Annotated in this window: 21 protein-coding genes and 1 pseudogene; 14 read left to right on the top strand and 8 right to left on the bottom strand. The window is 65.2% G+C overall.

Features of this window, described 5'->3' with window-relative positions:
• Positions 1 to 8: 8 nt before the first annotated feature.
• Together VE25_RS23100 and VE25_RS05675 are read left to right on the top strand one after the other, a co-directional pair.
• The gene (locus tag VE25_RS23100) at positions 9 to 194 is read left to right on the top strand and encodes a hypothetical protein (protein WP_046107630.1); all 186 of its coding nucleotides are present in this window, start codon (positions 9 to 11) and stop codon (positions 192 to 194) included.
• 66 nt (positions 195 to 260) lie between these two features.
• Positions 261 to 722, top strand: a complete 462-nt coding sequence (locus VE25_RS05675; protein WP_046107629.1) for a YbhB/YbcL family Raf kinase inhibitor-like protein — start codon at positions 261 to 263, stop codon at positions 720 to 722.
• A gap of 12 nt (positions 723 to 734) precedes the next feature.
• Here the strand turns inward: VE25_RS05675 and VE25_RS05670 are convergent, their stop codons facing one another.
• Complete coding sequence (locus VE25_RS05670; RefSeq protein ID WP_046107628.1) at positions 735 to 923, bottom strand: DUF3008 family protein; 189 nt, start codon at positions 921 to 923, stop codon at positions 735 to 737.
• Positions 924 to 1,054: 131 nt separating this feature from the next.
• Here VE25_RS05670 and VE25_RS05665 point away from each other — a divergent pair, with 131 nt between their 5' ends.
• Entirely contained in the window at positions 1,055 to 1,297 is a 243-nt protein-coding gene (locus tag VE25_RS05665; protein ID WP_046107627.1) for a hypothetical protein, read from the top strand.
• Here VE25_RS05665 and VE25_RS05660 read toward each other — a convergent pair.
• The 4 genes from VE25_RS05660 to VE25_RS22915 all read right to left on the bottom strand — a co-directional run bounded on the left by VE25_RS05660 (position 1,284) and on the right by VE25_RS22915 (position 4,627).
• Entirely contained in the window at positions 1,284 to 2,261 is a 978-nt protein-coding gene (locus tag VE25_RS05660) for a TIGR03885 family FMN-dependent LLM class oxidoreductase (protein WP_046107626.1), read from the bottom strand. The genes VE25_RS05665 and VE25_RS05660 overlap by 14 nt on opposite strands.
• The gene (locus VE25_RS05655) at positions 2,258 to 3,889 is read right to left on the bottom strand and encodes an alpha-amylase family protein (RefSeq protein ID WP_046107625.1); all 1,632 of its coding nucleotides are present in this window, start codon (positions 3,887 to 3,889) and stop codon (positions 2,258 to 2,260) included. Before VE25_RS05655 ends, VE25_RS05660 begins: the two co-directional genes overlap by 4 nt.
• 74 nt (positions 3,890 to 3,963) lie before the next feature.
• Entirely contained in the window at positions 3,964 to 4,458 is a 495-nt protein-coding gene (locus VE25_RS21710; RefSeq protein WP_052731746.1) for a hypothetical protein, read from the bottom strand.
• Between the two features lie 16 nt (positions 4,459 to 4,474).
• Positions 4,475 to 4,627, bottom strand: a complete 153-nt coding sequence (locus tag VE25_RS22915) for a hypothetical protein (RefSeq protein WP_160299951.1) — start codon at positions 4,625 to 4,627, stop codon at positions 4,475 to 4,477.
• Between the two features lie 110 nt (positions 4,628 to 4,737).
• Between VE25_RS22915 and VE25_RS05645 the strand changes: the two genes are divergently transcribed.
• Positions 4,738 to 5,178 (top strand): DUF2267 domain-containing protein, encoded by a 441-nt coding sequence (locus tag VE25_RS05645; RefSeq protein WP_046107624.1) that lies wholly within the window; start codon positions 4,738 to 4,740, stop codon positions 5,176 to 5,178.
• Between the two features lie 33 nt (positions 5,179 to 5,211).
• Positions 5,212 to 6,927: pseudogene (locus tag VE25_RS05640) on the top strand (HAD family hydrolase).
• 3 nt (positions 6,928 to 6,930) lie between these two features.
• On the opposite strand, the gene VE25_RS23095 reads toward VE25_RS05640, so the two are convergent.
• Positions 6,931 to 7,275, bottom strand: a complete 345-nt coding sequence (locus tag VE25_RS23095; RefSeq protein WP_046107623.1) for a DUF2934 domain-containing protein — start codon at positions 7,273 to 7,275, stop codon at positions 6,931 to 6,933.
• Between the two features lie 173 nt (positions 7,276 to 7,448).
• Between VE25_RS23095 and VE25_RS05630 the strand changes: the two genes are divergently transcribed.
• On the top strand, positions 7,449 to 7,706 hold the full coding sequence (locus tag VE25_RS05630; RefSeq protein WP_046107622.1) for a DUF2188 domain-containing protein: 258 nt from the start codon (positions 7,449 to 7,451) through the stop codon (positions 7,704 to 7,706).
• A 15-nt stretch (positions 7,707 to 7,721) separates the two neighbouring features.
• Here the strand turns inward: VE25_RS05630 and VE25_RS05625 are convergent, their stop codons facing one another.
• Positions 7,722 to 7,997 carry a hypothetical protein gene (locus VE25_RS05625; RefSeq protein ID WP_046107621.1) on the bottom strand — a complete coding sequence of 92 codons (276 nt, stop codon included), beginning with the start codon at positions 7,995 to 7,997 and terminating at the stop codon, positions 7,722 to 7,724.
• 131 nt (positions 7,998 to 8,128) lie between these two features.
• Here VE25_RS05625 and VE25_RS05620 point away from each other — a divergent pair, with 131 nt between their 5' ends.
• Complete coding sequence (locus tag VE25_RS05620; RefSeq protein WP_046107620.1) at positions 8,129 to 8,536, top strand: VOC family protein; 408 nt, start codon at positions 8,129 to 8,131, stop codon at positions 8,534 to 8,536.
• Positions 8,537 to 8,545: 9 nt separating this feature from the next.
• Complete coding sequence (locus VE25_RS05615) at positions 8,546 to 8,743, top strand: hypothetical protein (protein ID WP_046107619.1); 198 nt, start codon at positions 8,546 to 8,548, stop codon at positions 8,741 to 8,743.
• Between the two features lie 222 nt (positions 8,744 to 8,965).
• Here VE25_RS05615 and VE25_RS05610 read toward each other — a convergent pair whose 3' ends face one another.
• Positions 8,966 to 9,829, bottom strand: a complete 864-nt coding sequence (locus VE25_RS05610) for a Type 1 glutamine amidotransferase-like domain-containing protein (RefSeq protein ID WP_201776044.1) — start codon at positions 9,827 to 9,829, stop codon at positions 8,966 to 8,968.
• A 223-nt stretch (positions 9,830 to 10,052) separates the two neighbouring features.
• Here VE25_RS05610 and VE25_RS05605 point away from each other — a divergent pair, with 223 nt between their 5' ends.
• From VE25_RS05605 to VE25_RS05580, 6 genes are read left to right on the top strand one after another with little or no spacing between them, the layout of a single operon-like run.
• Positions 10,053 to 10,475, top strand: coding sequence for a Rid family hydrolase (locus tag VE25_RS05605; protein ID WP_046107618.1), 423 nt, complete (start codon positions 10,053 to 10,055; stop codon positions 10,473 to 10,475).
• A gap of 22 nt (positions 10,476 to 10,497) precedes the next feature.
• Complete coding sequence (locus tag VE25_RS05600) at positions 10,498 to 11,667, top strand: NAD(P)/FAD-dependent oxidoreductase (RefSeq protein ID WP_046107617.1); 1,170 nt, start codon at positions 10,498 to 10,500, stop codon at positions 11,665 to 11,667.
• Between the two features lie 40 nt (positions 11,668 to 11,707).
• Positions 11,708 to 13,258, top strand: coding sequence for an ABC transporter substrate-binding protein (locus VE25_RS05595; RefSeq protein ID WP_046107616.1), 1,551 nt, complete (start codon positions 11,708 to 11,710; stop codon positions 13,256 to 13,258).
• Complete coding sequence (locus VE25_RS05590; RefSeq protein ID WP_046107615.1) at positions 13,258 to 14,199, top strand: ABC transporter permease; 942 nt, start codon at positions 13,258 to 13,260, stop codon at positions 14,197 to 14,199. Before VE25_RS05595 ends, VE25_RS05590 begins: the two co-directional genes overlap by 1 nt.
• On the top strand, positions 14,196 to 15,101 hold the full coding sequence (locus VE25_RS05585; RefSeq protein WP_083988740.1) for an ABC transporter permease: 906 nt from the start codon (positions 14,196 to 14,198) through the stop codon (positions 15,099 to 15,101). Before VE25_RS05590 ends, VE25_RS05585 begins: the two co-directional genes overlap by 4 nt.
• Positions 15,098 to 16,882, top strand: a complete 1,785-nt coding sequence (locus VE25_RS05580) for an ABC transporter ATP-binding protein (RefSeq protein ID WP_046107614.1) — start codon at positions 15,098 to 15,100, stop codon at positions 16,880 to 16,882. Before VE25_RS05585 ends, VE25_RS05580 begins: the two co-directional genes overlap by 4 nt.
• The last annotated feature ends 51 nt before the right edge of the window (positions 16,883 to 16,933 follow it).

Below are 16,933 nucleotides of genomic sequence, written 5' to 3'. Positions count from 1 at the left end.
GGCGCATTTTGTATCAGCTCAACCTCTATATCCCGCCGGGCGAACCGCCCACGCCCGAGCCGGAGCCTCAGCCCAATCCGGATCCGAAGCCCGAGCCCGATCCTACGCCCCAGCGCGAACCGGACCCGGACGTTCCTCCGCCCGAGGAGCCCTTTCCCAATCCGGACGAAAACGAGCCCCCCAAATATGTGTGAGCCCCGTGCGGGCGTTTGACCCAGGTTAGCGCCCGCACCCCTCCTTCCGCCTCGGAGACCCACCCCATGCCCCTGATGCTCACCAGCACGGCCTTTGCCGACGGCAAGCCGATTCCCGCCCGCCATGCGCGCGATGCGGACAACCTCTCGCCGCACCTCATCTGGTCGGATGTGCCGGACGGCACGCGCTGTTTCGTGCTGATCGTCGAGGACCCGGACGCGCCGAGCGGAATTTTCCGCCACTGGGGCGTCTTCGACATTCCGGGCGGACAAACCGAGCTGCAGGAAGGATTCGGCAGCAAGCCGAGCGGTAGCGTGCGTTTCGCGCGGAACGATTTCGGCGCGCATCGATATGATGGACCGCAGCCGCCGCGCGGTCACGGCGTTCACCATTACATCTTCCGGATCGCAGCTCTCGACGTGCCGAACCTCGGCGTCCCTGAAGATGCCGGGGTTGAAGAAATCTGGCATGCGGCGCGCCGCCACATGCTCGAGGAAGCGGAGCTGATCGGCACCTACGAGCGGTAGGCCCCGATTTCGTCAGGACTTCGATGCGTGCTCGGGCTTGCCCTTGCGCTTGGTCGAAGCCATCTCCTCGAGCTCCTTCTCGCTCATCGACTCGTACATCGACTTGGAAGCGCCCTGGAGCTCGCTCTTCTTGGTGTCGCCGCGCTTGGCCGAAAGAGCCGCGCCAGCGGCCTTCTGCTGGGATTTCGATTTCGCCGGCATGAGCCTTCTCCTCTTGCAGTGCCGTTGGAAAAGAAACGAACAAGCCCCCCTCCCGGTTCGGCTCGACCTGCCCCGATCAGTGCCGGAACCTTTGCCGCGCGCCTCTGTTCCCCTTCAGACAGGAGATGCCCATGGGCGATGTGATCAATCTGGCCGAAATCCGCGAGCGCAACATGATGCCGGACCCGGACTGCGTCACCGAGGACGCGCAGGGCATTCCGCTCTATTGCTTCGCCATCGACTACTGGCATGGCGAGAGCTGCTTCACGCTCACCCTTTGGGCCTACTCCTGGGAAGATGCCGAGGCGCGCCTCAAGGCCATCCGTTCGACCGGCGCCGTCGTCGGCAAGATCGTCTCGGTCACGCCCCTCTGAGCGCCGGCAGCACCTGCCGGCCGAACATCTCGATGAACGCAGGCTGGTTGCGCCCCACATTGTGGATGTAGATCGCGTCGACCCCCATTCCGGCATCGCCGCGCAACCACTCGACATGCCTGGCGGGATCGGCGGATATGCGAACGTACTTGTCCATATCGGCGGCAGACACATCGGCTGTTTCGGCTTCGAAGGCTTCGGGCGTGTCGAGGTTTTCAGCGGCATAGGCATCGACGGCATTGCTGCGCCACTGGTCGAAGGCGTTGGCGCGCGCAGCCTCCTCGCTTTCCGCCCACGACACGTGGACCTGCAGATAAACCGGCTTGGCCTCCCCGCCGCCACGGCGGAAAGCGGCGATGATCTCCTCGAGCGCTCGGGGCGACTGGCAGGCCGTCAATAATCCATCGGCCCAGCTTGCCGCCCACTCGGCGGTTTCGGGCGAGAGCGCCGCGGCAACGAGGCGGACGGGGTTGGCGGGGCGCGTATAGAGTTCGGCCTTCTCGACACGCAGCGGGCCATTCCGGGTAACGCGCTCGCCGTCGAACATCCCGCGCAGGATTTCGGCCCCGGCGCGCAGACGCTCGTTGCGCTCGGCCTTGCTCGGCCAGCCCTGACCCACCACCGCCTCGTTGAGCTTCTCGCCGCTGCCGAGCGCCAGCCAGGCGAAGCGGTCGGGGAACAGGTCGGTCAGCGTCGCCGTCGCCTGCGCGACGATTGCCGGATGGTAGCGCCAGCCGCCGGGGACGGTGATCAACCCGAAGGGCAGAGACGTCGTCGCCTGCATCGCCGCGCCAAGCCACGACCAGGCAAAACCCGAATGGCCCTGGGCGCGGCTCCACGGCGCGAAGTGGTCCGAGCACATCACGCAGTCGAAACCCGCCTTTTCGGCCGCGACGGCATGATCGACGAGATCGCGGGGAGAGAACTGCTCGTGGGAGGCGTGGTAGCCGAAGAGCACCGTCATTCCCGCCTCGCGACGATCCACTGATAGGCATAGGGCCCGAGCTCGAACCGTTCGGTGTCTTGCGGGGCGATCGGCGCTCCGGTCAGGAGATCGCGGAAGGACGCTTCGGCGGGAAACGTCGTATCGACCTCGACCCTCACCTTGCGGTTGGCGAGGTTGTGCAGCAGCAGCGCCGTCTGGGTGCCGTCCTGATACGAGTAGGCGAACACCGACTTGTCGCTGACGGTCGGACAGGCGATGCGCCCTTGCGAGAAGATCTTGTTCTCGCGGCGCGTGTAGATCAGCCCGCGCACGCGGTTGAGGAGCGAATCCGGGTCGTCCTGCTGGGCGGCGACGTTGACCTTCTTGTAGGAGAACGGTCCGTCGGAAAGGGGCCTGTTCGGCAACCGGGAGGCCGGCGCCTTGGAGAACCCGCCATTGCGTGACGCGTCCCATTGCATGGGCAGGCGCACCGCCTCGCGACCGTTGGCGGAAAGGTCCTCACCGAGGCCGATCTCGTCGCCATAGACGAAGAGCGGCGCGCCGCGCACAGCCATGATGATGGCGAAGGCCAGCTCGATACGCCGCTGGTCGCCGCCGAGCATCGGGGCCAGCCGCCGGCGCACGCCCCGATCGTAGACCTGCATCTCGGGCTTGGGAGCGAAGGTCGCGAAAACGTCGTTGCGCAGGTCCTGCGGCACGCGGGAGAAATCGAGTTCGTCGAGATTGCGCAGGAAATTCGCCCAGCCGCATCCGGGCGGCGGTTGCGGCAGCAGCGCCTCGGCATTGGAAATGGGGCTCGCGTCCTCGCGGGCGAGCGCGGCGAACACATAGCAGGCGAGCGAGAAGTTGAAGAGCAGGCCCATCTGGTCGCCGTCGCCGAAATAGTTCCGCAGGTTCTCGGCGGGCATGTTCACCTCGCCCAGCAGCACCCCCTGGTCCCGGCGCTCGCGCACATAGAGCGCCATCTCGCGCAGCACCCCGTGCGGGTCGCTCGGGTTGGCGCGGTGGAGGCCGTTGTCGCCGATGATCAGCGGCGCGGCATCGATGCGGAAGCCGCTGATGCCGAAGGCAAGCCAGTAATCGATGACCCGCAGGATCTCCTCGCGCACTTCCCGGTTGGCGATGTTGAGGTCCGGCTGGAAGCTGTAGAACTTGTGGAAGTAGTAGGCCCTGGCGATCTCGTCATAGGTCCACACGCTCGTCTCTTCGCCCGGGAAAATCGAATGCGTGTTCGGCTCCACCGGGGGTGGGTCCGTATGCCAGACATAGTAGTCGCGGTAGCGGGACTTCTCGTCACGCCGCGCGGCCTGGAACCAGGGATGCTGGTCGGAGGTGTGGTTGGCGACGAGGTCGATGATGACCCTTATGCCGTGCTCGCCGGCGCGATGCAGGAAGAAGAGGAAATCGTCGCGCGTGCCCATTCGCGGATCGACGGCGTAATAGTCCGACACGTCATAGCCGTTGTCCCGTCCCGGCGAACCGAAGAACGGCAGCAGCCAGACGCAGGTGACGCCGAGCTCGGCGATATACGGCAGGCGCTCGGCAAGCCCGATGAAATCCCCGATGCCGTCCCCGTTGCCGTCCGCGAACTTCTCGACGTCGATGCCGTAGATCACGGCATCGGTATACCAGGGCTCATGGAACATTCGGGACCGCCGCTGAACTGGTGACAGGAAATAGCTTTGCGGTGGAACGGCTTAGCCGCGAGGTTTGTTCCTCGCTAATAGTCTTCCTGCGCCTGCGGACCGGTCGGCACCGCATGGAAGCTGGCCTTGAGCACCTCACGCGGGCCCTCTGCCGGATACTGGGTGTCGGTCACGAAACGGACCGCATAGAGATGGGAATCGCGGAAGGCGCTGGCGAGGAGCTGGGTGGTTTCCACCGCCGGATCCTTGCCTGCGGCGCGTGCTTCCCCTTCGGACGCGACCACCCGGGCATCACCCGAGGAGCGGGCACGCACGAGAACCTCGCCCTGGTCGGTCGTGCGGTCCCAATTACTGTCGTCGGGCCGGGCTATGGGAACGAGCCGGTAAATGCCCATTGGAGCGGGATCGCGGACCTCCGCCTCGCGGATGGCCTCATTTTCCGCTTCGTTCGCATCGCGTCCGAGATCGTCCTTGTTGTCGTCGAGCTGGCGGCCGGGGCGGGATTCGGGCGGGCCCTCTTCGGCGCGATAGGGGCGCTCATGCTGCCGATCGTCGATATTGGCGGCCATAGCATTTCCCTTTCCGTCAGTTGCTGCCGACGATGAAGAACCAGACGTAGATGAGGGCGAACGCCAGCACGACGGCGATCGTCGAGATGACCAGCACGCGCGTGTTCATCCAGCGGGTGCTACCCTGGCGGACTTCCTTGGTGTTCTTGTGGGGATCGTAGGTTTGCATGTTGCTCTCTCCAGTTCGTTCAATCCCGACACGCATGGGGAGGTTCCCCGGAACCCGTGTGGCGGGCGTCCGTTTGATGGGTATCACCCGAACTTTCATGGGAGGCGGCCATGAGCGCGACAGGGCTCGACGCATTCGACAAGACCCTTCAGGTCACCAACACCTGGCTCAAGGAAATCATGGAGGACCACGGCCCCGACCGGCAGGTTGCCTGGCACGTGCTCAGCGCCGTGCTGCGGTCGCTGCGCGACCGGTTGCCGCCGGACCTCTCGGCGCATCTGGGCGCACAATTGCCGCTCCTCGTGCGTGGTACCTATTACGACCAGTACCAGCCTTCCAAGCAGCCGGTTCGCTCGCGCACGCTCGAGGAGTTCCTGTCCCAGGTGGAACAGGAGCTGAAATTCATCAGGCCGGTGGATTCCACCGACGCGGTGAAGACGGTGTTCAAGGTGCTCTCGCACTATGTGGACCCGGGCGAGGTGCGCAAAGTGCGCGAAGCGCTGCCCTCGGAGGTACGCAACCTCTGGCCCGATCCCGATACGCTTCACTGACCAGCCAGCCATATCATAGGAGCGCGGCCCAGCGTGTACTTCCATGCGCTTGCCACGGACTACGACGGTACGATCGCCGAGCACGGCGGCGTGCCGGAGACGACTATCGCGGCCCTCACGCAACTGCGCGAGACCGGTCGCAGGTTGATCCTTGTGACCGGCCGCGAATTGCCGGACCTGAAACGGGTATTCAAACGGCTCGATCTTTTCGACAAGGCCGTCCTTGAGAACGGCGCACTGCTCTATACCCCGCAAACCGAGGAGGAACGGCCGCTCGGTCCTCCTCCTCCACCCGAGTTCGTTGAGCGCCTTCGGCATAGGGGTGTCGAGCGCCTCTCGGTCGGCCGCACCATCGTCGCCACCTGGGAGCCTTACCAGTCGAGCGTCCTCGAAACGATCCGCGAGTTCGGCCTCGAGCTGGAGATCATCTTCAACAAGGGCGCCGTGATGGTGCTGCCCACCGGGATCAACAAGGCCAGCGGGCTCGATGCCGCGCTTGCCGAGCTGGGCCTTTCGCCGCTCAACGTCCTCGGCACGGGCGATGCGGAAAACGACCATGCGTTCCTTCGTGTCTGCGGGCTGAGCGCCGCCATGGCCAACGCCGTCCCCTCGCTCAAGGAGACGGCGGACCTGGTGACGAAATCTCCGCGCGGGGCCGGCATGGAGGAGTTGATCGGGCGCCTGATCTCCGATGAATCCTCCCTCGGCATCAGCAAGCGCCACGCCATCGTGGTCGGCACCGGCGATGACGGCGAGGACGTCGAGATCGACCCGCGCGACGTGGTCCTCATCGCCGGCAGCTCGGGCATCGGCAAATCGACGCTGGTGACGGCGCTGACCGAGAAGCTGGTGGGTCTCGGCTTCCAGTTCTGCGTCTTCGATCCCGAAGGCGACTACGACGAGCTCGAGGACGCCGTCACGGTGGGGGGCGCCGACAACCCGCCGAGCAAAACCGAGATCGTCGAACTGGTGAAGAACCCGCGCACCAATGTCGTGGTCAACACGCTTTCGCTCGAGATGCGCGAGCGGCCGGATTTCTTTGCCAGCCTCAATCCGGAGCTTCTGAGCCTGCGCTCGCGCACGGGCCGCCCGCACTGGGTCATCATGGACGAGGCCCATCATCTGCTGCCCGCCGCCCATGACGGCGCGCCGCTCGCCCTGCCGCAGAAGCCGAGCGGCATGATATTGGTGACCGTTCATCCCGAAGCGATCTCGCGCGAGGCGCTCGCCCATGTCTCGGTGGTGCTGGGGCTCGGGCCCAAGGCCGGAAAGGTGCTGGAGGCCCTCTCGCAGAGCCTTGGCGAGGACTCCCCGCACATTAAGGATCCGCCGGACGACGAGCACGTGCTCTATTGGCGGCGTTTCACCGACCGCGCGCCCAAGAGGGTGAAACCGGTGCATCCGCGCCAGGTTCACAAGCGGCACACGCGCAAATATGCCGAGGGGGTGCTGGACGAGGAGCGCAGCTTCTATTTCCGCGGCCCAGACTACGCGCTCAACATCCGGGCGCACAACCTCATCATCTTCCTGCAGATCGCCGAAGGGCTGGACGATGCGACCTGGGAGCATCACCTGCGGCTCAACGACTATTCCAAATGGTTTCGCGGCCGCATCCAGGACGACGCGCTCGCCGACTAGGCGGAGGCGATCGAGAACGACACGTCGCTCTCCGCGCACGAGAGCCGCAAGCGCATCGCCCGGATCGTGCGGCAACGCTATACGGGGCCGGTGTCGGAGCGGGTGAGGTGAGCCTCAGGCATCGCGCTCGTGCTCGATCCCTTCTGCGACCTGCAGCGCCTCGTCTTCCGAGAGGTCCGTTTGGCTGATATCGCCGATGGGCTCGGTTTCACCGGGCTGCCGGCTCCCCTCGCCTTCCGCGCCCGCTCCCTCGCCTTCCGCAAACGTCCCGTCCTCCTCGAGCTGGCGCCGCCAGATGCCGTAGGCGCGCTCGCGCACATGGATGGCGAGAGCCTGGTACCAGAACTCGTCGGAGCGGCCGTCGGGACGGCCGGCCTGTTCCCAGAGGAAATAGGCCGTATCGCGGACCGCTTCCTCGAAGCCTTCGATATGCTGCGGATCGTCGTAGTGGGGTGCCATCGGGTCGTTCGTCCTTTCCAGATGACCAATTCGCCAGCAGGGACACGGGTTGCAGAGATCGGCCATCCATGTGGATCGCCGCACTTCCGGGACGGACGAGCCCTGCTTAACCCATGTTAAATCCCGAACTGTGACGAGCCGACGTGGTTTCAGTGCAAACCCGGAGATTTGCCATGACTGTCCGATACGAGATCGTCGAGCACGATGACGGCTTTGCCTACAAGGTCGGCGACGTTTTTTCCGAAACCTACCCGACCCATGCTGCGGCGCTGGAGGCTGCCGAACAGGCGGCGGAGCGGCAGAGAGCCGCCGGCCAGAGCGAAGCCATCCAGTACCAGGACAAGGAGGGCGATTGGCACGAGGAGGTCGCGCGCGGCGACGACCGTCCCGAGACGGAAGTCGAGGACGATGCTCCGCCGCGCAAGGCCTAGCAAGCGCCCCCTGACCTAACCCTTGCGGTTGTGCAGGACGGGCTTCAGCGCGTCCTCATCGCTGTCGGCGATGTGGTCCGATCTGGCCTCCTCGGGCACTGGCGCATCCGCCAGATCGTCGACCCGGTGCTCGCGGGCGTTCTTCTCGCTCGAGAGCGTGTCGGCCTCGCTCTCGTCGTCCGCAACAAGGCCGGCGGCCTTGGGACTGGCGATGCCGAACCGGTCGACGAGGAAATCGACGTTCTCGCTCTTTGCCCGCCCGCCGGTGGGCTTCTTCTGGGAGTGCGGCATGTGTCGTCTCCGCGTTTGGGATGTCTGACCAGAACGCATGCGCCTTCCAAAGGATCGATCGCGCAGGACCGTCGGATGCCGGAACCCGGACAGCCGGCAGTCGGTTCATTCCGCATCAGCGAGGAACCCCGATGACAGCGACCACCGGCCTTTCCACCAACCTGCTCACCCGCGACATCCGCGGCAGCACCGATTTCTACCAGCGCCTGACCGGCTTCGAGCTCGTGCGCTCGGAACCCTGGTACGCCCTCCTGGCGCCGGGACCGGACAGCGACGCGCAGCTCGGGCTCATCGACTGGGTCAGCGAGTTCGTACCCAAGGCGGCACGCGGCGAGGCGCAGGGCTCCTACATCGAGATCGTCGTGCCGGACGTGATCGCCGCGCTCGACGCGGTGCGTTCGTTCGACATCGAGATCATCGAGCAGCCGGGTGACGTGCACGGAGAGCGGGCAGTGTTGCGCGACCTGGATGGGCATGTGGTGACCCTCATCACCCCGCAAGGCCGCTTCGCCGTCCCGCCCGAGCAGCATGTCGGATGACACAGACCGATGCCCGACACGGAAAAACCGAATACCGACATCGACAGGCCAGAGGAGAAACCGTCCCTCGAGGATCTGGGCAGCGGCCCGGCCGAACGCGCGGTCTTCGGGCTCGATCCGCGCACCGGGGCTCTCCGTATCGCGGTCTTCGTCGCCGCCTTCATCGTCCTCTTCGGATGGCTTTTCTACGCCCTGCTGAATGACTAGCCAGCGGAAGCAACCAAACAAGAGTTAACGGGTTTTTACCATCGGGAGCCCCACTTCGCCTGTCCCCAACGGCTTGTCCCCGAGCCGGGGCTCCCGACCCTAAATCTAGCCGTCCACAACTGCCGCCCGTTCAACGCTCCACGGGCGGCTTTCTTGTTGGCGCATGCGATCCGCTTTTAGGGCGCGGTTCACCGGGCGAATCCCCTCGCGTTCGAGTCGATGTCAGGGGGTGAACAGCCGCCAGTTCCCTTCGGAGACGACCTCAGTCTTGCCGCCGACCACCTTGATGGCCGTCTCGTCATCGATCGCATATGTCGGGACCGGGATCCCGGACGCCCATTTTTCGATGTTGGCCAATGTCGTGTCCGGCATCTCCGGATGATTGAGGTGCGGATACAACGTGAAATCCACCAAACCAAGCGCCCTGTCGGCTCCCTGCCCCATATCGCTGCCGTCGGGTACAAACTGCAAGTCGAACTCCGCGTCGCAATTGTAGGGGGTCATCGCGATGCTCCCGGCGCTTACCCCCACGTAGACCGTTTCGGTCAGCGACGGCAGGATGTCTGCCAGACCCGACTGACGCATCCAATAGGTCAGATACAGCACGTCACCTCCCCAAACGAGGAGCGCGTCAGCTTCCCGGACCGCCGGAACCCAGTTTTCTTCCCGGATGCTCGGCAGCGCGGTGAGTTCCAGCACGCCCAGGGACTTCCAACCCAGCTGGCACAACGGGTTCGGCCCCTTGCCGCAGATCGCCTTCCAGGCCATGCCCGCGCCGCCGGGAAAGGGATAGATGGCTGTCGGGATGAAAAGGGCGTTGGACTGGGCAATCGGCTTGCCCAGCAAATCGACGAGCGCATCGGAGATGCTCGGGTTGCTGATGCCTGCGGAAGTTAGAAGAAACTTCATGAAGACCTCCGGGAGCCGCACAGCGAACCGGCAGTCGCGGCACGACCTGCTGACGCGCTCTTCCTCGCTCGGGAATGCCAGGCGATCGATGCCGCCCTCGAGAGTACCGTTGAAGACGGTACGCAAACCAATTGCATTTTGCAAGTGGTATGACAGATCGGCGGATGCGTACGGCATCGATATTGCCGCCCTCCCTACCCCATTCGTCAGCTCAGTGTGGGGCGGCATCCGCCCGGGGAGACGCCGAAGCCTCCTCATAGAGTTCCTATAATCGGAATTTCCGAAGAATTTATAAATCGATAGTTGGAATATCTGTTGACAGGAGCCAATTGCCGGTCTTCCATGCCCATGAAATGGACACCCGCGGTGGGTGCCTAAAAAACGACTCAGGAAGTAGGCAATGGTTGCGGTGGAGCGCGTCAAAAGCGGCAGCAAATACGAGGAGATGTTCAAGTTTTCCCGCCTGGTGAAGGTAGGGAACTGGATCTATTCGTCCAACACGGCGGGCCGGAACTACGAGACCCGCGAGATGTCGCCCGACGTCACCCGCCAGGCGCATCAGGCGCTGGACAATCTCTCCGGAGCGCTGGCCGCTGTCGGCGCCAGGCTGTCCGATACCGTGCGCTTCCATGTGAGCGTTGGCAGCCCGGAAGATCTCGAGCCGGTGCTGGCCGTAATCGCAGAACGCGTCGAGGCCAACGACCCGGCCCACACCATCGCCATCGGTCCGCTGCCGCATGCCGAAATGAAACTCGAGCTGGCCCTCATCGCCTACATCCGCGATCCCGAAACGCCCGACGTCGTCACCCGGGTGACGGTCTAGGCAGGAGGATCGGGAGCGACAAATGGCTGATGTTGTCATTATCGGCGCCGGCATTTCCGGCTCGTCGAGCGCCTATGAGCTGGCCAGGGAAGGACTGGACGTGGTCCTGGTGGACCGCTTCGGCCCGGCGGCCATGGCCTCCGGCTGGACGCTGGCGGGGGTGCGCCAATCGGGCCGCCATCCGGCCGAATTGCCGCTGGCCAAGGCGGCGGTGGATATCTGGGCGACCCTCGCCGACGAGCTCGACAGCCCCACCCACTACCGGCGCGGGGGCAACCTTCGGCTTGCCCGCACGCCCGAGGAAGCCGCCGTCATCGAGGACATCGTGCGCGACCAGACGGCAGCCGGGCTCGAGCTGAAACTGCTCAAGACCAACAAGGACATCCGCGAGATTGCCCCGGCCATCGCCGAGCACGTGCTCACGGCCTCGCTCTGCCCCACCGACGGCAGCGCCGATCCCTCCAGCACCGTGCTCGGGTTCGTGCGCGCCGCCGAGCGTCTCGGCGTCAAGACCCGCTTCGGCGAGCGCGTGCTCTCGATCGAGGTCGAGGACGGCAGGGTGACTGGCGTCGTTACCGATCAGGGACGCATTCCCACCAGGAAGGTGGTCGTGGCCGCCGGCATCTTCGGCAACGAGATCCTGAGGCCCCTCGGCATAGACGTGCCGCTGCAGATTCCCATGGTCACCGTGCTGCGCTCGGCCCCCGTTGACGCCGTCCTCACCCAGGTCATCGGCGTCGCAAATGCCGATTGCGCGGGCCGGCAGGAATACAACGGGCGCTTTCGCGTCACCAGCGGACTGCAGGACTGGCACGGGGGTCTTTCCGAGACCCGCACCGAGGTCGGCACGCGCCCGCGCGTGCTGCCGACGGGTCAGAGCATGGCCGAAGTCGTCGATCTCTTCGGCGATATCGTGCCGGCATTCGCGGCCGCGCAGATCGAGGACTACTGGGCAGGTCTCATCGACCTCACCCCGGACGCCATTCCGGTCATCGACGCTGATGTCGGCATCGAGGGCCTGGTCGTGACGATGGGCTTTTCCGGTCACGGGTTCTGCCTCGGTCCCATCACCGGAAAGCTGGTGAGCGATCTGGTCCGGGAACGCCCGGCGCGCCTCGCCATAGAGCCGTTCAAATACAGCCGTTTCCACAACAGCCGTGAGTTCACCGAGGGGGCGACACTGCACGGATAGACTTCGAACCGATTGAGTTATGGAGCAAGGGAGCACACTCATGAACTACAAGACACTCGCCCTGGGCGCGGCAACCGCCGCCGTGCTGGCCGGACTGGGAACACCGGCCGCACTCGCCCAGACCCTGACGATCGCCGTGCCGGGCAACGACATGGCGACCCTCGACCCGCACCGCGCCAGCGCCACGCTGGACAAGAACGTCATCAACTGGATGTTCAACGGACTGGTGCGCACCGCGCCGGGCCAGTTCTCGCTCGAGACCATCGAGCCCGACATCGCCGAAAGCTGGACCACGTCCGCAGACGGGCTGACCTGGACCTTCAACCTGCGCCAGGACGTCACCTGCCAGCGGGATTACGGCCCGCTCACCGCCAGTGACGTCGTCTATTCGCTGAAGCGCGCCGCTTCACCCGAGACGTCGAGCTATGCCGGCGACTATGCCGCCTTCGAGCGCATCGAGGCGATAGACGACCATACCGTCGAAATCGGCCTCGCTCACCCCGTTCCCAGCATGCTCGGGCTGCTGGTGCCGTTCAACGGCGGCTCGATCGTCTGCGAGGCCGCCGGAACCGAACTGGGCGAGGACTTCGGCCGTAATCCGGTAGGTACTGGTCCGTTCGCGTTCGCCGAATACCAGTCGCAGCAGTTCGTGCGCCTCGTCGCCAACGACGGGTATTTCCGCGGCACCCCCGAGATCAAGGAGATCCTCTTCCGCTATCTCGGCTCCGACTCAAGCCGCGACCTGGCCTTCCAGTCCGGGGAAGTCGACCTCGTCAACGGCCGCTTCGAGCAGTCGTGGCTGGACCGCACCGCCCAGTTGCCCGACACGACCGTCTCGGTGCTCGGCCCCTACGAGTTGCATCAGCTGCACCTCAACATGAACCAGCCGCCGCTCGACGATATCCGCGTCCGCCAGGCGATCGCCCATGCGGTCGACCGCGCCGGCCTCGTCGCCTTCCGCGGCGAGATGCTGACCCGCGAGGCCACCTCCGTCATTCCGTCGGGCTATCTCGGCTACGAGGCGCAGGACCTGCCCGAATACGATCCGGAAAAGGCCCGGGCCCTATTGGCCGAAGCCGGCTATCCGGACGGCATCGACCTGAAGACCGTGCAGACCACCCTGCCCGCCATGCTGACGACCATGGAAGTGGTCCAGGCCCAGTTGGCCGAGGTCGGCATCCGGCTCAACTTCGAGCTGGTGGATCACCCGACCTTCCACGAGCAGATCCGCCAGGACCTCTCCCAGGTTGTCTACTACGGCGCCGCCCGCCTGCCGGTGGCCGATATCTTCCTGACGCAGTTCTTCGACTCCAACTCCATCGTTCAGACGCCCGGCGCGGTCACCAATTTCTCGCACTGCGATGTGGCGGATGCCGAGATCGAGGCGGCCCGCACCGAGATCGATCCTGAACGCCAGAAGGAGCTGTGGGCTGAGGCGCAACGCAAGATTGTCGAGGCGTTGTGCGCCGTACCGCTCTATGAGATGGGCCAGCCCTATGCATGGAATAACAAGGTGCAATTCGCCTACCCGCTCGCCGGGTCGCTCAATCTCTCCCCGATGATCGACGAAACCACGCGACTGGTCGACTGATGCTGGGCTTTGTTCTGCGCCGCCTCGGCTTTGCCGTCGTTACCCTGCTTGCGGTCCTGACCCTGGTGTTCTTCGTCATCAGGATCCTGCCGGGTGATCCCACCGTCGTCATCCTCGGCGACCAGGCCAGCGCGCAGAGCATTGCCCTGCTCAGGGAGAGAATGGGCCTCGACCAGCCCATAGCGCTGCAATATCTGCAGTTCCTCGGAGGTGCCCTGCGGGGTGATTGGGGCACCTCCCTCGTTTCCGGCCGCCCGGTCATCCAGGAAGTCCTGAACGTCTTACCCCATACGCTGGAGCTGACGGCCGTCGCGCTGGTCCTGGGGGTGGTCCTCGGCCTGCCTGCCGGGGTCTGGGCGGCGGTCAACCGCAACCGCATCCCCGACTACGTCACCCGCGTGGTGTCGTTGCTGGGCCTGTCGGCTCCGGCCTTCGTCTCCGGCATCGTGCTGCTGCTGGTCTTCGCCATCGTGCTGCGCTGGTTCCCCGTCATCAGCGGCGGCCAGGGCACCACGCCTCTCGAGCGCCTGCGCGACCTCGCCCTGCCGGCGCTGAACCTGGCGCTGATCATGGCGGCCTATGTCACCCGCGTGACCCGCTCCTCCATGCTCGAGGTGCTCAGCCAGGACTATGTGCGCACGGCCATGGCCAAGGGCGCGTCCGGTTTCGCCATCGTCTGGCGGCACGCGCTGCGCAACTGCCTCATCCCGGTCGTGACCGTTGTCGGCCTCTACCTCGGGATCCTGATCGGCAATTCCGTGCTGACCGAAATCGTCTTCAACCGCCCCGGCCTCGGCAAGCTGATCGTGGGTGCGCTCAACCAGCGCGATTACACCATGCTGCAGGGCATGATGGTCATCTACACGCTGATCGTCGTTCTCGTGAACCTTGCCACCGACCTCGTCTATGGCCTCATCGACCCGAGGGTTCAGTACAAATGAGCAAAACCGACACGGCAGCCGCCCCGCGGCCGCGCAACGAGTTTCTGCTGCTTGCCGGCAACGCCCTGCGGTTCACCGGCAAGGCCCTGACCAGCAATCCGACGACGCTCGTCGGCGCGATCATCTTCGTCGCCATCGTGGTCCTGGCCATCCTCGCTCCCTACATCTCGCCCTACGATCCGGTTGCCCAGCGGATCACCATCCGCCTGCAGGGACCAAGCTGGGAGCATTGGCTGGGCACGGACTACTACGGCCGCGACATCCTTTCGCGCCTGCTGCATGGCGCCCGCTATTCGCTGGTCATCGGCATTCTCTCGATCACGCTCGCCGTCATCCTCGGCTCGCTGATCGGGCTGATCGCCGGCTATTTCGGCGGCCGCATCGATATCGTGATCATGCAGGTCATGGACGTGGTCCTCGCCTTCCCTGCGCTGATCCTCGGCATCATCCTGGTGGCGGTGCTCGGAGCGAGCGTCACCAACATCATCATCGCCATCGCCTTCACCGCCGTACCCGCCTTCGCGCGCATCGCGCGGGCGCCGGTGATGACGCTGCGCGAGCGCGAGTTCGTCCAGGCCGGATATGCATTGGGCTTTTCCGATCTGCGCATCATGTTCCGGCACATCCTGCCAAACATCGTCCCCGAGATCATCGTCATGGCCTCGCTGTGGATGGCGACCGCTGTTCGCACCGAAGCGTCGCTCGCCTTCATAGGCCTCGGCATCGCGCCACCGACTCCCACCTGGGGTGGCATGGTGCGCGAAGGTTTCGAGAACATCCTCGACAGCTATTCGGTCGCCCTCTTTCCCAGCCTCGCCGTGCTCGTACTGGTGCTGGCACTCAATCTCATCGGCGATGGCCTGCGTGACGCCATCGATCCCAAGGTGGGCACGAACTCATGAGCGAACCGGTTCTCTCAGTCGACAACCTGCGCATCGCCTTCGGCAAGTCCGAGGTGGTCAAGGGCGTCTCCTTCACCCTCGCGGCCGGCAAGACCCTCGCCCTTGTGGGTGAATCCGGTTCGGGCAAGAGTGTCACGGCGCTCTCCATCATGCGGCTACTGCCCGCGAAGTCGCGCGTGTCCGGATCGGTCCGCCTGGCGGGAACGGATATGCTTGCCCTCGACGGACGCCAATTGCGAAAGGCGCGCGGCAGCCTCGCCGGCATGATCTTCCAGGAGCCTATGACCAGCCTCAACCCGGTGCTGCGGGTGGGCGACCAGGTCGCCGAGGCGCTGCGCTACCACACGCAGCTTTCGCCGGCCGAGGCGAAGCAGGAGGTCCTTCGCCTTTTCGACAGGGTGCGCATCCCCGACGCGGCCCGCCGCTACACGGAATTCCCTCACACCTTTTCGGGCGGCATGCGCCAGCGCGTGATGATCGCCATGGCCCTCGCCTGCAAGCCGCGCCTGCTCATCGCCGACGAACCGACAACGGCGCTCGACGTCACCATCCAGGCCGAGATCCTGGGGCTTCTGGCGGAGTTGCAGCGTGAAACCGGCACCAGCGTGCTCTTCATCACCCATGACATGGGCGTGGTGGCCGAGATCGCCGACGACGTCCTGGTGATGCGGCGCGGCGAGCTGCTCGAGCAAGGCGCCGTCCGGCAGATTTTCGCTGCACCGCAGCACGCCTATACCCGCGATCTTCTCGCCGCCGTGCCGCGGCTCGGCGACATGACCGCTCATGAGGGCCCCATGCGGTTTCGCCCTCGCGCCTCGGCTCCCGCCGCGCCGGCAAAACCGCAACGGCCCGAGCAGGATGCACCGATTCTCGAGGTCAAGGATCTGGTGACCCGCTTCCGGGTGCGGAGCGGCATGTTCGGCCGCCACACCGGCAATGTTCATGCCGTGGATGGAGTATCCTTCGCTATAAAGCGCGGGGAAACCCTGGCGCTGGTCGGCGAATCCGGCTGCGGCAAATCGACGACCGGACGCTCGATCCTGCGGCTCAATGCACCGACGTCGGGCGAGGTCCGGTTCGAGGGCGAGAACGTCCTGGCCAGTTCCGGCGAGGACCTGCGGCGCATCCGCCGGCAAATGCAGATGATCTTCCAGGATCCCTATGGCTCGCTCGACCCGCGCCAGACCATCGGCTCGGCCATCGCCGAGCCCATTCGCGTGCATGGCATCGCCAGTGGCAGCGAAGTGGAAGACCGCGTTGCGCATCTGCTCGGGCGCGTCGAGCTCGATCCGTCATCGGCCAACCGCTTCCCGCACGAGTTCTCGGGCGGCCAGCGCCAGCGCATCTGCATTGCCCGGTCCCTGGCGCTCGATCCGCGCCTGGTGATCGCCGACGAGGCCGTGTCGGCGCTGGACGTGTCGATCAAGGCGCAGGTCACCGACCTCATGCTCGACCTGCAGGAGGACCTGGGCCTCGCCTATCTCTTCATCAGCCACGACATGGCGGTGGTCGAACGGATCAGCCACCGCATCGCCGTGATGTATCTGGGCAGGATCGTCGAGATCGGCCCGCGCGCCGCCGTCATCGGCTCTCCGACCCATCCCTATACGCGCCGCCTGCTCGCCGCCGTCCCCGTCGCCGATCCGTCGGCACGGCGCGAGCGGCGCACGGACAGGGTCGCAGAAGAGCTGCGCAGCCCCATCCGGCCGCTCGACTACAGCTCGCCTCCCGCGAGCTACAGGCAAGTGACGCCCGGCCATTTCGTGCTGGAAGACGCCTGAGACTGCCCGTCCGGCCGGCTCCCCTCCCCCTTGAGGGGAGGGGTCGGGGGT

It is taken from the genome of Devosia geojensis (assembly GCF_000969415.1).
GTDB classification, from domain to species: domain Bacteria; phylum Pseudomonadota; class Alphaproteobacteria; order Rhizobiales; family Devosiaceae; genus Devosia; species Devosia geojensis.
This window is presented reverse-complemented; position numbering and strand designations above follow the sequence as displayed.

Bases quoted from the DNA above. Each gene is read 5' to 3' on its own strand.
- VE25_RS05675 (WP_046107629.1), top strand. From the start codon at position 261: ATGCCCCTGATGCTCACCAGCACGGCCTTTGCCGACGGCAAGCCGATT.
- VE25_RS05670 (WP_046107628.1), bottom strand. From the start codon at position 923: ATGCCGGCGAAATCGAAATCCCAGCAGAAGGCCGCTGGCGCGGCTCTT.
- VE25_RS05665 (WP_046107627.1), top strand. From the start codon at position 1,055: ATGGGCGATGTGATCAATCTGGCCGAAATCCGCGAGCGCAACATGATG.
- VE25_RS05660 (WP_046107626.1), bottom strand. From the start codon at position 2,261: ATGACGGTGCTCTTCGGCTACCACGCCTCCCACGAGCAGTTCTCTCCC.
- VE25_RS05655 (WP_046107625.1), bottom strand. From the start codon at position 3,889: ATGTTCCATGAGCCCTGGTATACCGATGCCGTGATCTACGGCATCGAC.
- VE25_RS21710 (WP_052731746.1), bottom strand. From the start codon at position 4,458: ATGGCCGCCAATATCGACGATCGGCAGCATGAGCGCCCCTATCGCGCC.
- VE25_RS22915 (WP_160299951.1), bottom strand. From the start codon at position 4,627: ATGCAAACCTACGATCCCCACAAGAACACCAAGGAAGTCCGCCAGGGT.
- VE25_RS05645 (WP_046107624.1), top strand. From the start codon at position 4,738: ATGAGCGCGACAGGGCTCGACGCATTCGACAAGACCCTTCAGGTCACC.
- VE25_RS23095 (WP_046107623.1), bottom strand. From the start codon at position 7,275: ATGGCACCCCACTACGACGATCCGCAGCATATCGAAGGCTTCGAGGAA.
- VE25_RS05630 (WP_046107622.1), top strand. From the start codon at position 7,449: ATGACTGTCCGATACGAGATCGTCGAGCACGATGACGGCTTTGCCTAC.
- VE25_RS05625 (WP_046107621.1), bottom strand. From the start codon at position 7,997: ATGCCGCACTCCCAGAAGAAGCCCACCGGCGGGCGGGCAAAGAGCGAG.
- VE25_RS05620 (WP_046107620.1), top strand. From the start codon at position 8,129: ATGACAGCGACCACCGGCCTTTCCACCAACCTGCTCACCCGCGACATC.
- VE25_RS05615 (WP_046107619.1), top strand. From the start codon at position 8,546: ATGCCCGACACGGAAAAACCGAATACCGACATCGACAGGCCAGAGGAG.
- VE25_RS05610 (WP_201776044.1), bottom strand. From the start codon at position 9,829: ATGCCGTACGCATCCGCCGATCTGTCATACCACTTGCAAAATGCAATT.
- VE25_RS05605 (WP_046107618.1), top strand. From the start codon at position 10,053: ATGGTTGCGGTGGAGCGCGTCAAAAGCGGCAGCAAATACGAGGAGATG.
- VE25_RS05600 (WP_046107617.1), top strand. From the start codon at position 10,498: ATGGCTGATGTTGTCATTATCGGCGCCGGCATTTCCGGCTCGTCGAGC.
- VE25_RS05595 (WP_046107616.1), top strand. From the start codon at position 11,708: ATGAACTACAAGACACTCGCCCTGGGCGCGGCAACCGCCGCCGTGCTG.
- VE25_RS05590 (WP_046107615.1), top strand. From the start codon at position 13,258: ATGCTGGGCTTTGTTCTGCGCCGCCTCGGCTTTGCCGTCGTTACCCTG.
- VE25_RS05585 (WP_083988740.1), top strand. From the start codon at position 14,196: ATGAGCAAAACCGACACGGCAGCCGCCCCGCGGCCGCGCAACGAGTTT.
- VE25_RS05580 (WP_046107614.1), top strand. From the start codon at position 15,098: ATGAGCGAACCGGTTCTCTCAGTCGACAACCTGCGCATCGCCTTCGGC.